15 protein-coding genes are annotated in these 18,889 nt (G+C 55.7%); 3 read left to right on the forward strand and 12 right to left on the reverse strand.

Annotation, left to right across the window (positions count from 1 at the left end; translation table 11 throughout):
• Positions 1 to 70 precede the first annotated feature (70 nt).
• The 11 genes from lpxD to rpsB form a co-directional block, all read right to left on the reverse strand.
• On the reverse strand, positions 71 to 1,126 hold the full coding sequence (gene lpxD, locus RHM59_RS10130; RefSeq protein WP_322168081.1) for a UDP-3-O-(3-hydroxymyristoyl)glucosamine N-acyltransferase: 1,056 nt from the start codon (positions 1,124 to 1,126) through the stop codon (positions 71 to 73).
• Between the two features lie 2 nt (positions 1,127 to 1,128).
• Positions 1,129 to 1,632, reverse strand: a complete 504-nt coding sequence (locus RHM59_RS10135; RefSeq protein ID WP_322168080.1) for an OmpH family outer membrane protein — start codon at positions 1,630 to 1,632, stop codon at positions 1,129 to 1,131.
• A 45-nt stretch (positions 1,633 to 1,677) separates the two neighbouring features.
• Positions 1,678 to 4,071: an outer membrane protein assembly factor BamA gene (bamA, locus tag RHM59_RS10140; RefSeq protein WP_322286507.1), complete on the reverse strand. Its 2,394-nt coding sequence runs from the start codon at positions 4,069 to 4,071 to the stop codon at positions 1,678 to 1,680.
• Positions 4,072 to 4,145: 74 nt separating this feature from the next.
• Positions 4,146 to 5,498 carry a sigma E protease regulator RseP gene (gene rseP / locus RHM59_RS10145; protein WP_322168078.1) on the reverse strand — a complete coding sequence of 451 codons (1,353 nt, stop codon included), beginning with the start codon at positions 5,496 to 5,498 and terminating at the stop codon, positions 4,146 to 4,148.
• A gap of 35 nt (positions 5,499 to 5,533) precedes the next feature.
• Positions 5,534 to 6,724, reverse strand: coding sequence for a 1-deoxy-D-xylulose-5-phosphate reductoisomerase (gene ispC / locus RHM59_RS10150; protein ID WP_322286508.1), 1,191 nt, complete (start codon positions 6,722 to 6,724; stop codon positions 5,534 to 5,536).
• On the reverse strand, positions 6,721 to 7,536 hold the full coding sequence (locus tag RHM59_RS10155) for a phosphatidate cytidylyltransferase (RefSeq protein WP_322168076.1): 816 nt from the start codon (positions 7,534 to 7,536) through the stop codon (positions 6,721 to 6,723). The genes ispC and RHM59_RS10155 overlap by 4 nt, the downstream gene beginning before the upstream one ends.
• Positions 7,536 to 8,291 (reverse strand): polyprenyl diphosphate synthase, encoded by a 756-nt coding sequence (gene uppS, locus RHM59_RS10160; RefSeq protein ID WP_322168075.1) that lies wholly within the window; start codon positions 8,289 to 8,291, stop codon positions 7,536 to 7,538. Before uppS ends, RHM59_RS10155 begins: the two co-directional genes overlap by 1 nt.
• A 16-nt stretch (positions 8,292 to 8,307) precedes the next feature.
• The gene (gene frr / locus RHM59_RS10165) at positions 8,308 to 8,865 is read right to left on the reverse strand and encodes a ribosome recycling factor (protein WP_322168074.1); all 558 of its coding nucleotides are present in this window, start codon (positions 8,863 to 8,865) and stop codon (positions 8,308 to 8,310) included.
• Positions 8,862 to 9,605, reverse strand: a complete 744-nt coding sequence (pyrH, locus tag RHM59_RS10170) for a UMP kinase (protein ID WP_003440426.1) — start codon at positions 9,603 to 9,605, stop codon at positions 8,862 to 8,864. Before pyrH ends, frr begins: the two co-directional genes overlap by 4 nt.
• A gap of 205 nt (positions 9,606 to 9,810) precedes the next feature.
• Positions 9,811 to 10,674, reverse strand: a complete 864-nt coding sequence (gene tsf, locus RHM59_RS10175; protein WP_322168073.1) for a translation elongation factor Ts — start codon at positions 10,672 to 10,674, stop codon at positions 9,811 to 9,813.
• A gap of 181 nt (positions 10,675 to 10,855) precedes the next feature.
• Positions 10,856 to 11,599 (reverse strand): 30S ribosomal protein S2, encoded by a 744-nt coding sequence (gene rpsB, locus RHM59_RS10180; RefSeq protein WP_219061233.1) that lies wholly within the window; start codon positions 11,597 to 11,599, stop codon positions 10,856 to 10,858.
• A gap of 334 nt (positions 11,600 to 11,933) precedes the next feature.
• On the opposite strand from rpsB, the gene map reads away from it, so the two are divergent.
• The 3 genes from map to dapC all read left to right on the forward strand — a co-directional run bounded on the left by map (position 11,934) and on the right by dapC (position 16,740).
• Positions 11,934 to 12,722 carry a type I methionyl aminopeptidase gene (gene map / locus RHM59_RS10185; protein ID WP_322168072.1) on the forward strand — a complete coding sequence of 263 codons (789 nt, stop codon included), beginning with the start codon at positions 11,934 to 11,936 and terminating at the stop codon, positions 12,720 to 12,722.
• A 57-nt stretch (positions 12,723 to 12,779) separates the two neighbouring features.
• Positions 12,780 to 15,479: a [protein-PII] uridylyltransferase gene (locus RHM59_RS10190; protein ID WP_322286509.1), complete on the forward strand. Its 2,700-nt coding sequence runs from the start codon at positions 12,780 to 12,782 to the stop codon at positions 15,477 to 15,479.
• A gap of 67 nt (positions 15,480 to 15,546) precedes the next feature.
• Positions 15,547 to 16,740: a succinyldiaminopimelate transaminase gene (gene dapC, locus RHM59_RS10195; protein ID WP_322286510.1), complete on the forward strand. Its 1,194-nt coding sequence runs from the start codon at positions 15,547 to 15,549 to the stop codon at positions 16,738 to 16,740.
• A gap of 149 nt (positions 16,741 to 16,889) precedes the next feature.
• Here dapC and RHM59_RS10200 read toward each other — a convergent pair whose 3' ends face one another.
• Positions 16,890 to 18,542 carry a Na+/H+ antiporter gene (locus tag RHM59_RS10200; protein WP_322286511.1) on the reverse strand — a complete coding sequence of 551 codons (1,653 nt, stop codon included), beginning with the start codon at positions 18,540 to 18,542 and terminating at the stop codon, positions 16,890 to 16,892.
• Positions 18,543 to 18,889 lie beyond the last annotated feature (347 nt).

The raw sequence follows: 18,889 nt of genomic DNA on the forward strand, positions 1-18,889 counted from the left end.
ATGCGCGGCACTCCTCTTGCAAATCAAGGAGGCAGTTTTATCAGCTGTGCACGCTTGATATAAAAAGGTATCAGCCATCAGATGAAGCTTTACCGCCCGAGGTCACTGCCTCAACAACCTTTTCCATATGCTGCAAGCGTCGCGACATGTCATCAAGCTGACGAATGCGCGCCGCACTCTTACGCCATTCCGCAGCGGGCTGCATCGCAGTCCCCGAGGAATAGGCGCCGGGTTCGGTAATCGAACGGGTCACCATGGTCATACCGGTGACGAATACGCCGTCACAGACTTCGATATGCCCAACCATGCCAACACCGCCAGCAATGGTGCAATGCTTGCCAATTTTCGTGCTTCCCGAGATGCCGACGCACGCCGCCATGGCGGTGTGATCGCCAATCTGGACGTTATGCGCGATCTGAATCTGGTTATCCAGCTTCACGCCGTTGCCGATAACCGTATCGGCCAAGGCACCGCGATCAACTGCGGTATTGACGCCAATCTCCACGTCGTCACCGACCAATACACCGCCAACCTGCGCGATCTTCTGCCAAATACCCTTGTCGTTGGCGAAGCCGAAGCCTTCGCCACCGAGTACTGCGCCAGACTGAATCACGACTCGCTTGCCGATGCGTACATCGTGATAAAGCGTCACCCGTGGCGCCAACCAGCCGCCTTCGCCAATTTCGCTACGAACACCGATAAAACAGTGAGCCCCTACTGTGACGTTCGCGGCGATGCGCGCACCGCTTTCGATAACAGCGAATGCACCGATACTAGCGCTGACGTCAACCTGAGCATCAGCGGCAATCACTGCGCACGCATGAACCCCTGGCAACGCCTTGGGTTTGGGGTCGAATAAATGGGAGATCTTTGCGTAGGCCAGATAAGGATCTGGCACCAGCAACGCATCACCTGCAAACCCCTCGGCATCGGCCGGTTTAAGCAACACGGCGGCTGCATGGCTAACGGCAAGGAATTTACGGTACTGGGGATTGGCCAGGAAACTTACCTGACCAGGGCCAGCCTCTTGCAAAGTGGCTAGCCCAGTGATGTCTTTATCCGCCGCACCACGTAGCGTGGCGCCGAGAAACTCGGCCAATTGGCCGAGCTTGATGGTTACGGTCATGGTTACTTCAGCTGATTCATGCGCTCGATGACTTGGCGAGTCACGTCGTACTGAGGTTTAACATCAATCACAGCACCGCGCTCGAACACCAGGTCAAAGGCACCTTTCTTGATAACTTCTTCTACCGCCTGATCCAGCTTAGGCTTCAATTGCTTGAGCATTTCACGGTCAGCAACTGCTTTAGCTTCGTTCAGTTCCTTGGATTGGAACTGGAAGTCGCGAGCCTTTTGCTTGAATTCGAGTTCAAGACGCTCGCGTTCAGGCTGGGCCATCTTGTCGCCGCCGCTTACCAAGCGATCCTGAATCCCCTTGGCACTGCTTTCAAGGGTCTTCAGCTTGGTCAATTGGGGGCCGAACTTCTTTTCAGCATCCACGGCATATTGCTTTGCAGCGTCTGACTCGAGCAGTGCCATTTGATAATTCAGCACAGCGATTTTCATTTCAGCGAATGCTGGCGTCGCCATCAGGGCTGTAGCCAAAAGAACCAATTGAGTCAACTTACGCACGATGCACTCCTACAAAATCTGTTGTCGTTATCATTGATCAGACGATTAAAAGGTCTGACCGAGGGAAAATTGGAAAATCTGGGTGTCTGCATTGTCTGGCGTTTTGACCGGCACAGCCAAAGCGAAACTCAGGGGGCCTAGGGCGGTAACCCAGGTGACGCCTACACCGACAGAACTTGCCAAACCTGCAAGACCGATGTTGTCACATTTAGGCTTCACATCCGACGCCGCGATGGTGTTGCTGCCAGATGATCCGCAGTTAGTGTCGAATACGTTACCCACGTCCCAGAAGAGCGACGTCCGTAGCGACTTTTGATCTTTGATGAATGGCAGTGGGAACATGACCTCCACCCCTCCTTGAATCAAGACGTTACCGCCGAAAGGCAGTGCCTTGCCGTCTGGATCAACCAGGGTTCCGGCGTTGCCGGTCACAGATTCACCACGACTCGGGGTACTGCGAGGACCGAGACCGCTGTCCTTGAAGCCACGTACCGAGTTGAAGCCACCACCGTAGTAGTTCTCGTAAAACGGCAGACCTGAGGTCGAACCATAACCGTCGCCATAACCCAACTCGGTGTGCAGACGAAGGGTGTAGTTTTCAGTCAGCGGGTGGAAATACTGAGCGCGGTAATCAAGTTTGAAGAACGAAAGGTCGCTGCCCGGCGTGGTGGTTTCAAATACCAGACTTTGCGAATGACCGCGGGTAGCCAGAACACCTTTGTTCAAGGTTGACTCTGACCAGCCAGCAGAAGCCTTGAAGTTGAGGTATTTGTTACCTTCTTTGTTAACGAAGTCGAAAATCTCGTCAACGGTATAAACACCCGTCTTGATTTGATCCTGCTGTACCGTCAAGCCATACGTCAGACGCGACGTCTCGTTGATAGGATAGCCAAGGCTGACACCTGCACCCAAACTGTCTACCGCATAGCTGGCCACATCGACGCTGAGATTTTTATAGTCCGTGGTGCGATAGAAAGCGTTGTAGCCCAAGCTGACGCCATCTGGCGTGAAGTACGGGTTGACGTAACCAAAGTTGTAGCGCGTCTGGTATTGGCTTTTCGTCAGACCGATGCTGACCTTATTACCGGTGCCCAAGAAGTTGTTCTGGCTGATCGAACCACCCAGGATCAAACCTGCACTCTGTGCAAAACCGACGCTGGCGGTCACCGAACCGGACGCCTGTTCTTCAACCGTGTAGTTCACGTCAACTTGGTCATCGGTGCCCGGCACTGCCGGCGTTTCCACGTTCACTTCTTTGAAGAAACCGAGACGATTCAAACGGGTTTTCGATTGGTCGATAAGGTAAGTCGAAGCCCAACCGCCTTCCATCTGACGCATTTCACGGCGTAACACTTCGTCCGCAGACTTGGTGTTACCACGGAAGTTAATGCGGTCAACGTAGGCACGCTTGCCTGGATCGACAGCAAACAGAATGTCAACGGTGTGATCTTCGTTGTTCGGTGTCGGAACGCCGTTGACGTTGGCGAAGGTATAGCCTTCGTTACCCAGTCGACGGGTGATCAGCTCGGACGTCGTGGTCATGACCTTACGCGAAAAGACCTGACCCGGCTTGACCAGCAACAGCGCCTTGACTTGATCTTCAGGGACTTTCAGGTCGCCGCTCAGCTTGACCGACTTAACGGTGTATTTTTCGCCTTCGTTGACATTGACCGTGATGTACACGCTTTTCTTGTCAGGCGTAATGGACACCTGGGTCGATGCGATGTCCATGTTGATGTAGCCGCGGTCGAGGTAGTACGAACGCAGACGTTCCAGGTCGCCGGACAGTTTTTCCCGGGCGTACTTGTCGTCGTTCTTGAAGAAGGACAGCCAGTTGGTGGTCTTGAGTTCGAAGAGCCCGATCAGGTCTTCATCGGGGAAGACGCTGTTGCCCACCACGTTGATGTGCTGAATCGCAGCAACCGTACCTTCGTTAATGTTGATCTTCAGGCCAACACGGTTACGAGGCTGAGGCACGACTTCGGTAGAAACTTCTGCCGAGTAACGACCTTGAGCAACGTATTGACGTTGCAGCTCGTTACGTACGCCTTCAAGCGTCGCACGCTGAAAGATTTCACCTTCAGCCAGGCCCGACTGTTTGAGACCCTTCATCAGGTCTTCAGTGGTGATCGCCTTGTTGCCATCGATTTCGATACTCGAAACAGAAGGCCGCTCGACCACCGTGATGACTAGAACATTGCCATCACGGCCCAGTTGGATATCTTGAAAGAACCCGGTTTTGAACAACGCACGAGTGGCATCCACCAAGCGACGATCATCCGCAGTCTCGCCGACGTTCAGCGGCAAGGCACCAAAGACGCTACCGGCGGAAACCCGCTGGAGGCCATTGACACGGACATCAGAGATAGTGAAGGACTCGGCGTGAACTTCGGCGATCATCAGTACGGCGAGAACCGCAGTTAGCAGCAGACGTTTCATGAAGTCCTTTCTTATTCCAACTGGCAATAAACAAACTGCCGCAAAATGCGGCAGATTCGCAACACAGCGAAGCTTTACAGTCGACCCAGATCGTTGACCAAGGCGAGTAGCATTACCCCGACCACAAAACTGATCCCGATCTGAACCCCCCAACCCTGCACCCGATCAGACAGCGGGCGACCCCGCGCCCACTCGACCAGGTAGAACAACAGATGCCCCCCATCCAATACTGGGATGGGCAACAAATTGAGAACCCCTAGGCTTATGCTCAGATAGGCGAGGAAATTTAGAAAATCACCTATCCCCGACTGGGCCGAAGCGCCCGCCACTTTAGCAATGGTTATCGGTCCGCTCAAGTTTTTTACAGATAGCTCGCCGAACAACATTTTTCTCAGCGAATCAAGGGTCAACACACTCATGGTCCAAGTGCGTTTGGCGGCCTCGCCAACGGCGGCTAAAGGCCCGTAACTGACCTCGCGCAACATCTCCGGTGGCCAATCGACACCCTTGACCCCAGCCCCGAGATAGCCGGTTGTAGCCTTGCTGTCAGTCTTGGTCGCCAGCGTCAACGGCACGTCCAACTGCGCACCATCACGTTCAACGCGCAGGGAAATCTTTGCAGCGGGACGCAGACGAACCGCATCGACCACCTGCTGCCAATCGCTCAAGGGCTGCCCGTCAATTGCCAGCAGTCGGTCGCCGGTCTTCAGACCAGCGGCTTGCGCCGGGCCTTTCGGATCCAATTCAGCCAGCACGGGCGCCAACGCCGGACGCCACGGACGAATACCCAGCGAACGAATAGGGTCTGGCTCATCCGCGCCCTTTAGCCACTTATCCAATGTAAGCATACGGGGAGAATCAACAGTCGAACCCTGGTCGTGTACTTGCAGGGCTATGGTGCCGCTTTCGCCCAAACGCCGCACCAGTTGCAAATTCACTGCCGACCAACCCGATGTGGGCTCGCCATCGACGGCAACAATTTCCTGCCCAGCGCTCAAGCCCGCTTTATCCGCAAGACTGCCCGACTCGACCGCGCCGATGACTGGACGTACTTGTTGACTACCGAGCATGGCCAAAAACCAGAAAAACACGATAGCCAGCAGGAAGTTGGCAACCGGCCCGGCAATTACGATGGCGATACGCTGATAGACGGTCTTACGGTTGAACGACTGATGGACCTGATCCGCAGGCACTTCACCTTCGCGTTCATCGAGCATTTTTACGTAGCCGCCCAAGGGAATGGCGGCCAGCACATATTCAGTACCCTTGCGGTCATGCCACCGCAAAAGCGGCATGCCGAACCCTACCGAAAAACGCAAAACCTTGACGCCACAACGCCTAGCCACCCAAAAGTGGCCAAATTCGTGAAAGGTCACCAGCACACCCAATGCGACCAGGGTGCCAACAATCATATAGAGCGCGCTCATCAACTTCCTCCGTGGCGGCCTGTGCCTTGTAGCTGTTACCGCCCGCTGCGAGTGAGCCAGTGCTCAGCCAAAGCGCGGGCTTTCGAGTCAATCTCGAACACCGTATCCAATTCTGTTACTGCTATGACGGGCTCAAGATTCAAAACCTCGTCAATGATACTCGCGATCTCTGGGTAGCGGATGCGCCGGCCAAGAAATGCTGCAACTGCCACTTCATTGGCCGCATTCAGCACAGCCGGCGCGCTATTACCAGCCTCCGCCGCCTGTCTGGCTAACCGAAGGCACGGAAATCGCTGTTCGTCGGGCGCTTGAAAATCCAGACGCGCAATGCTGAAGAGATCGAGCGGCGCTACCCCTGAATCAATCCGCTGCGGCCAAGCCAATGCATGGGCAATCGGTGTGCGCATGTCAGGGTTACCCAACTGAGCCAACACTGAGCCATCCACGTAATCGACCATGGAATGGATGACGCTTTGCGGGTGAATCACCACTTCAACCTGATTTGGCCGAGCATCGAACAGCCAACAGGCCTCGATCAACTCAAGGCCTTTGTTCATCATGGTGGCGGAGTCTACAGAAATCTTGCGCCCCATCGACCAATTTGGGTGAGCGCACGCTTGCTCAGGCGAGACGCTCATCAGGTCGGCCAGCGGTGTTTCACGAAACGGACCACCGGATGCGGTCAGCAGAATGCGGCGTACGCCAACCGCGCCCAACCCACCAGAACAATTTGTAGGCAAGCACTGGAAAATCGCGTTGTGCTCACTGTCGATGGGCAACAGCACGGCGCCGCTGCGATGCACCGCCTGCATGAACAGCGCACCGGACATGACCAAAGCTTCTTTATTAGCCAGCAATACCTTCTTGCCTGCCTCTACCGCCGCCAATGTCGGACGCAGCCCAGCTGCGCCAACAATCGCCGCCAGCACGGTATCGACTTGTGGGTGAGCCGCGACTTCACAAAGACCGCCCTCCCCCACCAGCACTCGCGTATCGAGACCGGCTGCAGCGAGGGCATCCTGTAATCCCCGCGCCAGATCCAACTGAGGAACCACCGCAAACCGTGGTGAATGGCGAACGCACAGCGCCAGCAGCTCTTTCAACCGACTGAAGCCCGTCAGCGCGAATACCTGATACCGATCCGGGTGCCGGGCAATGACGTCCAGCGTACTGAGGCCCACCGAACCGGTGGCGCCCAAAACGGTGATCTGTTGAAGTTTCTTCACATCACACCCCAGTTAGCGGCCCAGAGCAGCACCGCAAACACTGGAATGGCAGCCGTTAAACTGTCAATTCGGTCCAACACCCCGCCGTGGCCGGGGAGCAAGTTACTGCTGTCTTTAACGCCGGACTGGCGCTTGAACATGCTTTCTGTCAAATCCCCGACAACCGAGATCAGCACCACCACGGCGGCGCCAAGCAAACCGAGAACACACTGCGAACCGGACCAACCGCGAAAAATACCGACGACAGCGGTGATTACCAAACTAGCAATCAAACCGCCAAACAGGCCTTCCCAGCTCTTACCTGGGCTGACTTTTGCCGCCAGCTTGCGCTTGCCGAAGGCCTTGCCCGAAAAGTACGCACCGATGTCTGCGCCCCAAACTAGGACCATGACCGACAGGATCAACCAGTTACCCAACTCCCACTGCTTGATCAATACCAATCCCTGCCATGCCGGCAGCAGAATCACCAAACCGATCACCAGCTTGCAGACAGTGCCGGACCAACGACTACTGGTCTCAGGGTAAGTCAGCACGAGGAATGTCGCCAACAACCACCACACGACTGCGGCGCCCAAAACCCAGGGCGCCAAATCCGGCAGTACATACATCAGCAACAGCAGCGCAGCGATTACAACGGCGTAAATGACTCGAGCGACCTGCGCGGTAAACCCTGCCAAACGCGCCCATTCCCAAGCACCCAGTGTCACCACCACGCCAATGAACACGGCGAAGCTCGCACCTTCGAGGAGAAAGAAGCCACACAGGGCAATAGGCAGCAGGATCAGTGCCGTGATGATTCGTTGTTTCAGCATTAAGCCCGGGCTCCAGCTTCTATTTGCTCGCTCGTTTTACCGAAGCGACGTTGGCGAGAAGCAAAATCTGCCAGCGCAGTGCGCATGGCATCGTGTTTGAAGTCCGGCCAAAACAGGTCGGAGAAGTACAGCTCTGAGTAGGCCAGCTGCCACAGTAAAAAATTGCTGATGCGATGCTCGCCACCGGTACGAATGCACAAATCCGGCAACGGCAGGTCGCCGGTTGCCAAACAGGTTTGCAACAGTTCCGGCGTGATGTCTTCTGGCTGTAGATGTCCTGCCTGAACTTCACGCGCAAGACGTTGCGCCGCTTGAGCGATATCCCATTGCCCACCGTAATTGGCCGCAATTTGCAGCACAAAGCGATCGTTACCCGCAGTCCGCACTTCAGCTTCGCGCATAGCCGCCTGCAACTCGGGGTGGAACCGCGAACGGTCACCGATGATTCGCAAGCTGATGGAGTTATCGTTAAGGCGCCGAGTTTCACGACGCAGAGCGGTGAAAAACAGCTCCATCAACGCCCCGACTTCCTCGGCAGGACGCTGCCAGTTTTCACTGGAAAAAGCGAACAAGGTCAATACTTCAACCTTGGCTTCAGCGCAAACCTCAATGACTGCACGAACGGCATCTACGCCAGCTTTATGCCCGGCGATACCGGGTAAAAGACGTTTCTTTGCCCAACGATTATTACCATCCATGATAATCGCGACATGTCGCGGTACCGATGTCAGCACAGCCTGTTTGGTCTTATCCATAAAACGCACTGACCCTTTATACGGCCATCAGGTCCGCTTCTTTTTGTTTCACAGCGGTTTCGATTTCCGCCACGAACTTGTCGGTCAGTTTTTGGATGTCATCAGCGGCACGACGCTCTTCGTCTTCGCTGATTTCTTTCTCTTTAATAAGGTCTTTGAACTGGCTCAACGAATCGCGACGGATGTTGCGCACTGCCACCCGAGCATCTTCTGCGGCATCGCGTGCCTGCTTGCCGAAGCCCTTGCGGGTTTCTTCAGTCAGAGCCGGCATCGAGATGAGCAACAATTCGCCAAGGTTCGTTGGGTTGAAACCCAACCCAGAGCTTTGAATCGCTTTGTCCACGGCGCCCAGCATGTTGCGTTCAAATGCCACGACTTGCAGGGTGCGTGAGTCTTTGACCGTAACGTTTGCCACTTGATTCAATGGGGTATCAGCACCGTAGTAAGGCACCATCACACCACCAAGAATACTTGGGTGGGCCTGGCCGGTGCGGATACGACTGAACGCATGAGCCAGGGACTCAAGGCTCTTCTGCATACGGGCTTGGGCGTCTTTCTTGATTTCGTTGATCATTGTTGGCCTTCCTCGATCAGGGTTCCCTCAGCGCCGCCGTGCACAATATTCAGCAGGGCGCCGGGCTTGTTCATGTTAAATACGCGCAACGGCATCTTGTGGTCACGGCACAAACAAATAGCCGTCAAATCCATCACACCCAGCTTGCGATCCAGCACTTCATCGTAGGTCAGATGATCGAACTTCTCGGCATGCGGGTCTTTGAAAGGATCGGCAGTGTAAACACCATCGACCTTGGTCGCTTTGAGCACGACGTCGGCGTCGATTTCGATTGCTCGCAGACAGGCTGCCGAATCGGTAGTGAAAAAAGGGTTACCGGTACCGGCAGCAAAAATCACTACGTCTTTGGCATTGAGGTGGCGCATGGCTTTGCGGCGATCGTAATGATCTGTCACACCCACCATAGAAATCGCCGACATCACGATGGCTGAAATATTGGCACGTTCCAGCGCGTCGCGCATGGCCAAAGCGTTCATCACAGTGGCCAGCATGCCCATGTGATCGCCCGTGACCCGATCCATACCGGCAGCGCTCAATGCGGCGCCGCGAAACAGGTTACCGCCACCAATTACCAGCCCGACCTGCACGCCGATACCGACCAATTGGCCGACTTCAAGGGCCATGCGATCCAGGACTTTCGGGTCGATGCCGAACTCTTCCGAGCCCATCAGGGCCTCGCCGCTAAGCTTGAGTAGAATGCGTTTATAGCGAGCCTGATAACCACTGCCCTGCTGAGCCATTGCGAATCTCTCCTGCGGCGTTTAAAAAAATTCTGTGCGGGCTGTTTTCAGCCTGCGCTAACTCTAGTTGACGCTTTGACAGCGTCACAGGGATGCAGCCTTGTAAGCCACTTCCCTAAGGAAAACAAATTCGTTTTACCTATTTGAAGAAGAGGCTGCGCGCGTAAGCGGGCAGCCTCTTCTTAGCGACAGTTAAAAAACCGTCTTACTTCTTGCTTGCTGCAACCTGTGCGGCAACTTCTTCAGCGAAGTTGTCTACAGGCTTCTCGATGCCTTCACCCACTGCAAAGCGAGTGAAAGAAACGATCTCAGCGCCGCCCTTTGCGGCCAAGGCACCAACGGTCAGCTCAGGGTTCTTCACGAACGGCTGATTGACCAAGCTGGCTTCAGCGAGGAACTTGCTGATGCGGCCTGCAACCATTTTTTCAACGATTTCAGGTGGCTTGCCTTTGATCTTGTCTTCGTTGAGGGTCATGAACACGCCTTTCTCGCGTTCAATGGCTTCAGCAGACACTTCGGTAGGCAGCAGGAACTCAGGAGCGCTGGCAGCTACGTGCATGGCGATATCTTTAGCCAGCTCGACGCTACCGCCTTTGAGAGCAACCACAACACCAATCTTGTTGCCGTGCAGGTACGAACCCACGACGTCACCTTCAATACGCGCCAGACGGCGAATGTTGACGTTTTCGCCTACTTTACCAACCAGCACCAAACGATCAGGCTCTTGAGCCGCGATCAATGGAGCTACGTCAGTCAGCTTGTCAGCAAATGCTTTTTCTACGCTGGCAGCGACGAACGCTTTGAAGTCGTCCTGCAAAGCCAGGAAGTCGGTCTGCGAGTTAACTTCAACGATAACGGCAGCTTTGCCGTCGTCCTTGATGCTGATCGAGCCTTCAGCAGCGATGTTGCCTGCTTTTTTGGCTGCTTTGATCGCACCGGATGCGCGCATATCGTCGATTGCTTTTTCGATGTCGCCGTCAGCCTTGGTCAAGGCCTTTTTGCAATCCATCATGCCTTCGCCGGTGCGCTCACGCAGTTCTTTAACCAACGCTGCAGTAACTTCTGCCATTTCAAATTCCTCTTGGATAGGTCTTAAACCATTCCACCCGATCAAACGGGCGTTCAAATTCTTGAGAACCGTTGCTGGCTGCGGCTCATGACTGCAGGCGGCGCCAACATGGTTTTCGAGGTGGCAAAAAGGGGGCTAAGCCCCCTTTTTGCGTACTGAGTAAACGCTAGGCGTTTGCTACTCAGCCTTCTACTACTGCTGCTGCTGGAGCCTCTTCGACGAATACGTCGGTGCCGCCATTAGCATTGTTACGACCACGGATAACTGCGTCAGCCATCGAACCCATGTACAACTGAATGGCGCGAATGGCGTCATCGTTACCTGGGATGATGTAGTCAACGCCTTCAGGGCTGCTGTTGGTGTCAACTACGCCGATAACCGGGATACCCAGTTTGTTGGCTTCGGTGATCGCGATGCGCTCGTGATCAACGTCGATGACGAACAGTGCGTCAGGAAGACCGCCCATGTCCTTGATACCACCCAGGCTACGATCAAGCTTTTCCAGGTCGCGAGTACGCATCAGCGCCTCTTTCTTGGTCAGCTTGGTGAACGTGCCGTCTTCTGCCTGAATTTCAAGCTCACGCAGACGCTTGATCGAGGCACGGATGGTTTTGAAGTTGGTCAGCATGCCGCCCAACCAGCGGTGATCGACGTAAGGCGAGCCGCAACGTGCAGCTTCTTCAGCGACGATCTTGCCAGCGGAACGCTTGGTGCCAACGAACAGAATCTTGTTTTTGCCCGAAGCCAGTTTTTCAACGAAAGCCAACGCTTCGTTGAACATAGGCAGGGTTTTTTCAAGGTTGATGATGTGGATCTTGTTACGTGCGCCGAAAATGTATTTACCCATTTTCGGGTTCCAGTAACGGGTTTGGTGACCGAAGTGGACACCGGCCTTCAGCATATCGCGCATGTTGACTTGGGACATGATAGTTCCTTGATAAGTCGGGTTAGGCCTCCACGTATCCCAATGACCAACCAACAGCTTCAAGCTGAGGGCACCCAGGTCATCGTGTCGACACGTGTGTGGGTTTAAGCTCTCGGGGCATACCCCGGAAAGCGGCGCATTTTATATCATAAAAGACCGGATAACGAAACCCGAAATAAGCGCTACGGCAAACGTGCTTTGTAACGGCGCTTCAGGCCGTTGCGACGGCTTCTTTATAGGAGGAGAAAAATGCGAGGGTCACTTCGAGCCTGACGGTCTGTTAGAATCGCGTCTTTACCCGTTGAGCCGCGCTCCGTCGCGCCGAGAGAATCTTATGACTGTCACCATCAAAACCCATGAGGACATCGAAAAGATGCGCATCGCTGGCCGTCTGGCTGCCGACGTGCTGGAAATGATCGGTAACTATGTCAAACCTGGCGTGACCACCGACGAGCTGGACCGCATCTGCCATGACTTTATTGTCAACGAGCAAAAGGCGATCCCGGCCCCGCTGAACTACAAAGGTTTCCCCAAATCCATCTGCACCTCGATCAACCACGTCGTGTGCCATGGGATTCCGAACGAGAAGCCGCTCAAGGATGGGGATGTGTTGAACATCGATGTCACGGTAATCAAGGATGGCTACCACGGCGACACCAGCAAAATGTTCCACGTCGGTAAAGTGCCTGAGTGGGCTGAGCGTCTGTCCAAGATTACTCAGGAATGCATGTACAAAGGCATTGAGGTCGTGCGCCCCGGCGCTCGTCTTGGCGACATCGGCGAAGTGATCCAGAAACACGCGGAAAAGAACGGTTTTTCCGTGGTCCGCGAATACTGCGGTCACGGTATCGGAACGGTCTTCCATGAAGAGCCGCAAGTACTGCACTATGGCCGCGCTGGCACCGGGATGGAATTGAAGGAAGGGATGACCTTCACCATTGAACCAATGATCAACCAAGGCCGCGCCGAAACCCGACTGTTAGGCGATGGCTGGACCGCGATCACCAAGGACCGCAAGCTGTCCGCTCAGTGGGAACACACTATTTTGGTCACCGCCGAAGGCTATGAAATTTTTACCCTGCGCAGCGATGACACCATTGCTCGCACGTCAGCGTCGGCATAAATACATCCGCTAAAACTCGTCGATAAAAACTCCAGACAATAAAAGGAAAGCTGTTCGATGCCGCAGGTGGATCCAGAGTTATTCGACCGCGGCCAGTTCCAGGCAGAACTGGCGTTGAAAGCAAGCCCTATTGCCGCTTTCAAGAAAGCCATCCGGCAGGCCAGGGAGGTTCTGGACGACCGCTTTCGTTCGGGTCGCGATATACGGCGCCTGATCGAGGACCGCGCCTGGTTTGTCGACAACATCCTGCAACAGGCCTGGGACCATTTTGACTGGAGCGAAGAAGCCGACATCGCGCTGCTGGCAGTGGGCGGTTACGGGCGCGGGGAACTGCATCCGTATTCGGACATTGACCTGCTGATTCTGCTCGACAGCGCCGACCACGAAGTTTTCCGCGAATCCATCGAGCGTTTTCTGACGCTACTGTGGGACATCGGCCTGGAAGTTGGCCAAAGCGTTCGCTCGGTGGACGAGTGCGCTCAGGAAGCTTTGGCCGACCTGACCGTCATCACCAACCTCATGGAAAGCCGCACCATTGCCGGTCCTGAACGCTTGCGTCGACGCATGCTTGAGGTCACCAGTCCCGAAAGAATGTGGCCGAGCAAAGAGTTCTTCCTGGCCAAACGCGCCGAGCAGAAAACGCGCCATCACAAATACAACGACACCGAATACAACCTCGAGCCGAACGTCAAAGGGTCTCCCGGCGGCTTACGTGATATCCAGACCATTCTTTGGGTAGCCCGCCGCCAGTACGGCACCTTGAATCTGCACGCGCTGGCAGACGAAGGCTTTTTGCTGGAAAGCGAAAACAACCTGCTCGCTTCGTCCCAGGAATTCCTGTGGAAAGTGCGCTACGCCTTGCACATGCTTGCCGGGCGCTCAGAGGATCGATTGCTGTTCGACCATCAAGGCAGCATCGCCGGCCTGCTGGGCTACGAAGACAGCGATGCTAAATTAGCCATCGAACGCTTCATGCAGAAGTATTACCGCGTGGTCATCAGCATCGCCCAACTCAGCGAACTGATCATTCAGCATTTTGACGAAGTCATTCTTTCGCCGGACGAAAGCGGTAACACCCAACCGATCAACTCAAGATTTCAGTTGCACGATGGCTTCATCGAGGCGACGCACCCGAACGTGTTCGCGCGCACGCCGTTTGCGATGATTGAAATCTTTGTGCTCTTGGCTCAACGCCCGGAAATAAAAGGGGTTCGCGCCGACACCATTCGTTTGTTGCGCGAAAACCGGTATTTGATCAACGATGAATTCCGCCACGACATTCGCATTACCAGCCTTTTCATTGAGCTGTTCAAGTGTGAGTTCGGCATCCACCGCAACCTTCGGCGGATGAACCGCTATGGCATTCTCGGTCTGTACCTGCCCGAGTTTGGCCATATCGTCGGCCAAATGCAGCACGACCTGTTCCACATCTACACGGTCGATGCCCACACGCTTAACCTGATCAAGCACCTGCGCAAGCTGCAGTACACACAGTCCTCGGACAAGTTTCAGCTCGCCAGCAAAATCATGGGCAAACTGCCCAAACCCGAGCTTATATACCTGGCCGGGCTTTATCACGACATTGGCAAAGGCCGTGGCGGCGATCACTCCGAGCTGGGCGCGATCGATGCCGAAGCCTTTGGTCAGCGTCATCACTTGCCGGTCTGGGACACGCGTCTGATCGTCTGGCTGGTACAGAACCACTTAGTGATGTCGACCACTGCCCAGCGCAAGGACCTGTCGGACCCGCAGGTCATTCATGACTTCGGGCTGCTGGTCAGTGATGAAGTCCACCTGGACTACCTGTATGTGCTGACTGTCGCCGACATCAACGCGACCAACCCGACGCTCTGGAATTCTTGGCGCGCCAGTTTATTGCGCCAGCTGTACACCGAGACCAAGCGGGCCTTGCGTCGCGGCTTGGAAAACCCAGTCGACCGAGAAGAGCAGATTCGGCGCACACAAAGTGCAGCGCTGGATATTCTGGTGCGTAACGGTACTGACCCGGACGACGTCGAACAACTCTGGTCTCAGTTGGGCGATGACTACTTCCTGCGTCACACGGCTGGCGATGTGGCTTGGCACAGCGATGCCATTTTGCGACAGCCTGCTGACGGCGGCCCCCTGGTACTCATGAGGGAGACCACCCAGCGTGAGTTCGAAGGCGGCACGCAGATTTTCATCTACGCCCCCGACCAGCATGATTTCTTTGCGGTAACCGTGGCGGCCATGGATCAGCTCAACCTGAACATTCATGACGCCCGCGTTATTACGTCCAGCAGCCAGTTCACCCTCGACACTTACATCGTGCTCGACGCCGACGGCGGCTCGATCGGGGATAACCCGGAGCGCATCAAGAAAATCCGTGACGGCCTGACCGATGCCCTGCGCAACCCAGACGATTACCCGACCATCATCAAGCGCCGGGTGCCGCGTCAGCTCAAGCATTTTGCGTTTGCCCCTCAGGTCACGATTCTCACCGACGCCCAGCGCCCAGTGACGATTCTGGAATTGAGCGCTCCGGATCGACCGGGCTTGCTGGCACGGATCGGCAAGATCTTCCTGGATTTCGACCTGTCGTTGCAGAACGCGAAAATTGCCACGCTGGGTGAGCGGGTAGAAGACGTGTTCTTTATTACGGACGCGAACAATCAACCACTGTCCGACCCGGAACTGTGCATTCGATTACAAGATGCCATCGTCGAGCAGCTTAACGTCAGCTACGAACCTCACGGCGAGATGCGCCTCAGTATCTGACGCCCGCCTTATATGATTCGACTCAACGGCGCCCACGGGGCGCCACGCTTATTGAGACCTTGCGCCCATGAATAACGCCCTGCAGCAGCTTCAGCCCTACCCGTTCGAAAAGCTCCGCGTCCTGCTCGGCAGCGTGACCCCCAATCCCGACAAGCGCCCGGTTGCGTTGTCCATTGGCGAACCCAAACACCGCTCACCGGCGTTCGTCGCTCAAGCACTGGCCGCTAATCTCGACCAAATGGCGGTGTACCCGACGACGCTCGGCATTGCGGCATTGCGCGAAGCGATTACGGCTTGGTGCGAACGGCGTTTTGGTGTCCCTGCTGGCTGGCTTGACCCGGCACGCAATGTGTTGCCGGTCAACGGCACCCGTGAAGCGCTGTTTGCATTCACTCAAACCGTGGTCAACCGCAGCGACGACGGCTTGGTGATCAGCCCAAACCCGTTTTACCAAATCTATGAAGGCGCGGCGTTCCTTGCCGGAGCGCAGCCGCATTACTTGCCGTGCTTGGCCGAGAACGGCTTTAACCCGGATTTCGACGCTGTTTCTGCGGATGTCTGGAAACGCTGCCAGATTCTGTTTCTCTGCTCGCCCGGCAATCCAACGGGCGCATTGGTGCCGCTGGAAACACTGAAAAAGTTGATCGCACTGGCCGATGAGCACGATTTCGTGATTGCAGCGGACGAGTGCTACAGCGAATTGTATTTCGACGAAGCGACGCCGCCCGCCGGCCTGCTGAGTGCGTGCGTGGCAGTGGGTCGCAAGGATTTCAAACGCTGCGTGGTGTTCCACAGTTTGTCTAAGCGTTCAAACCTGCCCGGTTTGCGTTCGGGCTTTGTGGCAGGTGATGCCGATATCCTTAAAGCATTTCTGCTGTATCGGACCTACCACGGCTGCGCGATGCCGGTGCAAACCCAATTGGCGAGCCTTGCTGCCTGGAATGACGAGGAGCACGTTCGCGCCAACCGGACGCTGTATCGGGAGAAGTTTGAGGCAGTACTGGCGATACTCGCCCCGGTGCTTGATGTGCAGCGCCCGGACGGTGGTTTCTACCTGTGGCCGAATGTCGGGACTGACGATGCCGAGTTTTGCCGCGATCTGTTTGTGGCCCAGCACGTGACTGTTGTGCCGGGCTCATACCTGTCCCGGGAAGTGAACGGCTTCAACCCAGGCGCCGGACGCATACGCATGGCACTGGTGGCTCCGCTGGCCGAGTGCGTCGAAGCAGCAGAACGGATTCGGGACTTTATCAACGGCTAATGGACGCAACTCCTGTACAGATTGTTTGCTGAGTACCGGGCAAGCCATTCGCAGGCAAGCCTGCTCCCACAGTGGCTACACATTTGTGCCCAGCACAAGTCCCGTGGAAGCAGGCTTGCCTGCGAAGGTGTCGCCAAGACCAACATCCATCAGTTAATAGCCCCCAGATTCGCCTCACTCAGGTCAAGTTCTCCAAGCACCTGCCGTAGCACGTCATCGCCGATTCGGTGATGCCGGCGCAGGCTATACAGCTCCAGACGCTGTGCACGCAGGGCATGCAAGCGAAGCCGACGCTCTAGCTGGTCCATTTGCCACGCCAGTGCTTGCGCTTCGGAGGTGTCGTTGAACACGTCCAACTGATGACGATACTCCGTCATGATCCGCGCTTTGACTTCCATCGCCAATGCCGCTTGTGTCGCATCCAGTTTGCCGCCTTTGTCCGGGAGTTCTTCAACCTCCAAGGCGTGAATCGCCGCTTCAGCCGTGCGCTTCCAGGTTTCTCGCACCTCGCGCTTCATGGCGTGATCTGGACCTTTGACCACCCCGCGCAGCAATAACGGTAGGGCAATGCAGGCCGAAATCAACGACAGCAAAATCACCCCCGCCGCGATAAAGATCAGCAAATCCCGCTCGGGGAATTCCACCCCGGCACTGATGAGCAGCGGCACTGATAACACGCCCGCCAAGGTGACGGCACCGCGTATACCCCCCATCGTCAACAGCCACGCCGAACGGGCCGTCAGCTCGAGCCCTGAATGGCCGTGACCATGACCACGCCAGCGACGGATGCCCGCCATCAGCCGCCAAACGCTCTGCACCCACACATAGCGCAGCACCAACAGCACCAGAAAAATTATCAATACGTCGAGACTGCGCCACAACAGCATCGGCCACAGTGAGACTTCGTGGCTGGCAACCGCCTTGATAATGTCCGGTAACTGCAGGCCCAGCAGCAGAAAGATCAAGCCGTTGAAGGCGAATTCCAGCAACGCCCACACGCTGCGGTTGAGCAAGCGCGTGCTGGTTTGGCGCGGCAACAGGTCCACCCAGCTTTGCATCATGCCCGCGGTCACTGCCGATAGAATCCCGGAAGCGCCCAAGCGTTCAGCCAGCACATAGGCCGCGAACGGCAGCAACAACATGAACACCACATGGGTCGCGGGGTCGTCCCACCCCCGGGCGACCATCCAACTTCGCAGTCTGCCTACCAACCAACTCAGCGCCACGCCGATGGCCAGACCACCGCAGGCCACCAGAACAAACGTCAGGCTGGCATCGGCCAACGAAAAAACACCGGTTACAGCGGCGACCAAGGCGAACTTGAACGTCACCAGACCCGTGGCATCGTTCATCAGCGCCTCGCCCTGCAACATGTGCATGATCGGCCCCGGCAATCGATCTTGAGCAATGGCTGACACCGCCACGGCGTCCGTTGGCGACAACACAGCCGCCAGTGCAAAGGCCACCGGCAACGGGATTGTCGGCAGCAACCAGTGAATGAAAAAACCGGCCCCCAGCACGGTGAAAAGCACTAACCCCACGGCCAAGGTAAAGATGGCCCCACGAAACCGCCATAACTCACGCTTGGGCATGCGCCAACCATCAGAAAACAGCAGCGGAGGCAAAAACAGGAATAAAAACAGTTCAGGGTCCAGCGCGACGTGCAACCCCAAGGTCGGCACTGCTAACGATGCGCCAGCAATAATCTGCAGCAACGGCAGCGGCACCGGGATCAATCGTGCGACCAGTCGGGAAACGCCGACCAGCATTAACAAAATCAGGACGGTGTAGGCGGTTTGCATTAATACGGCTTCCCGATTCGTTAACTAACTGCGATCACCTGCCCCAGCTAATCACACTCTTACGCAGGTCAGCCTATCGAAGGACCCGCAACAAGCGTCGCACGTACGGGGTAACACCTGCAAACCAGAATAAATAGCCTTAAGCCCCTACATAGCACGCTATTAAACCTGTTGTTTAAACAACCCAAGCGGCTATAGGACGTTACACGCTACACGCCAATGGACCTGTAGCCTTTCTGCCGACAGTTACTGTTCAGGTTCGAACTGTTAGTGTCTGCGGAGGCAATCCACGAACAAAACCTGTGCATCGCAGAAAATCTAAAATAGTTGACACCCGCGCCAATTAT

Source organism: Pseudomonas sp. MH10, assembly GCF_034353045.1.
Taxonomy (GTDB): domain Bacteria; phylum Pseudomonadota; class Gammaproteobacteria; order Pseudomonadales; family Pseudomonadaceae; genus Aquipseudomonas.

Coding starts and splice junctions, on each gene's coding strand:
- lpxD (WP_322168081.1), bottom strand. CDS start 1,126: ATGACCGTAACCATCAAGCTCGGCCAATTGGCCGAGTTTCTCGGCGCC.
- bamA (WP_322286507.1), bottom strand. CDS start 4,071: ATGAAACGTCTGCTGCTAACTGCGGTTCTCGCCGTACTGATGATCGCC.
- rseP (WP_322168078.1), bottom strand. CDS start 5,498: ATGAGCGCGCTCTATATGATTGTTGGCACCCTGGTCGCATTGGGTGTG.
- RHM59_RS10155 (WP_322168076.1), bottom strand. CDS start 7,536: ATGCTGAAACAACGAATCATCACGGCACTGATCCTGCTGCCTATTGCC.
- uppS (WP_322168075.1), bottom strand. CDS start 8,291: ATGGATAAGACCAAACAGGCTGTGCTGACATCGGTACCGCGACATGTC.
- frr (WP_322168074.1), bottom strand. CDS start 8,865: ATGATCAACGAAATCAAGAAAGACGCCCAAGCCCGTATGCAGAAGAGC.
- pyrH (WP_003440426.1), bottom strand. CDS start 9,605: ATGGCTCAGCAGGGCAGTGGTTATCAGGCTCGCTATAAACGCATTCTA.
- tsf (WP_322168073.1), bottom strand. CDS start 10,674: ATGGCAGAAGTTACTGCAGCGTTGGTTAAAGAACTGCGTGAGCGCACC.
- rpsB (WP_219061233.1), bottom strand. CDS start 11,599: ATGTCCCAAGTCAACATGCGCGATATGCTGAAGGCCGGTGTCCACTTC.
- map (WP_322168072.1), top strand. CDS start 11,934: ATGACTGTCACCATCAAAACCCATGAGGACATCGAAAAGATGCGCATC.
- RHM59_RS10190 (WP_322286509.1), top strand. CDS start 12,780: ATGCCGCAGGTGGATCCAGAGTTATTCGACCGCGGCCAGTTCCAGGCA.
- dapC (WP_322286510.1), top strand. CDS start 15,547: ATGAATAACGCCCTGCAGCAGCTTCAGCCCTACCCGTTCGAAAAGCTC.
- RHM59_RS10200 (WP_322286511.1), bottom strand. CDS start 18,542: ATGCAAACCGCCTACACCGTCCTGATTTTGTTAATGCTGGTCGGCGTT.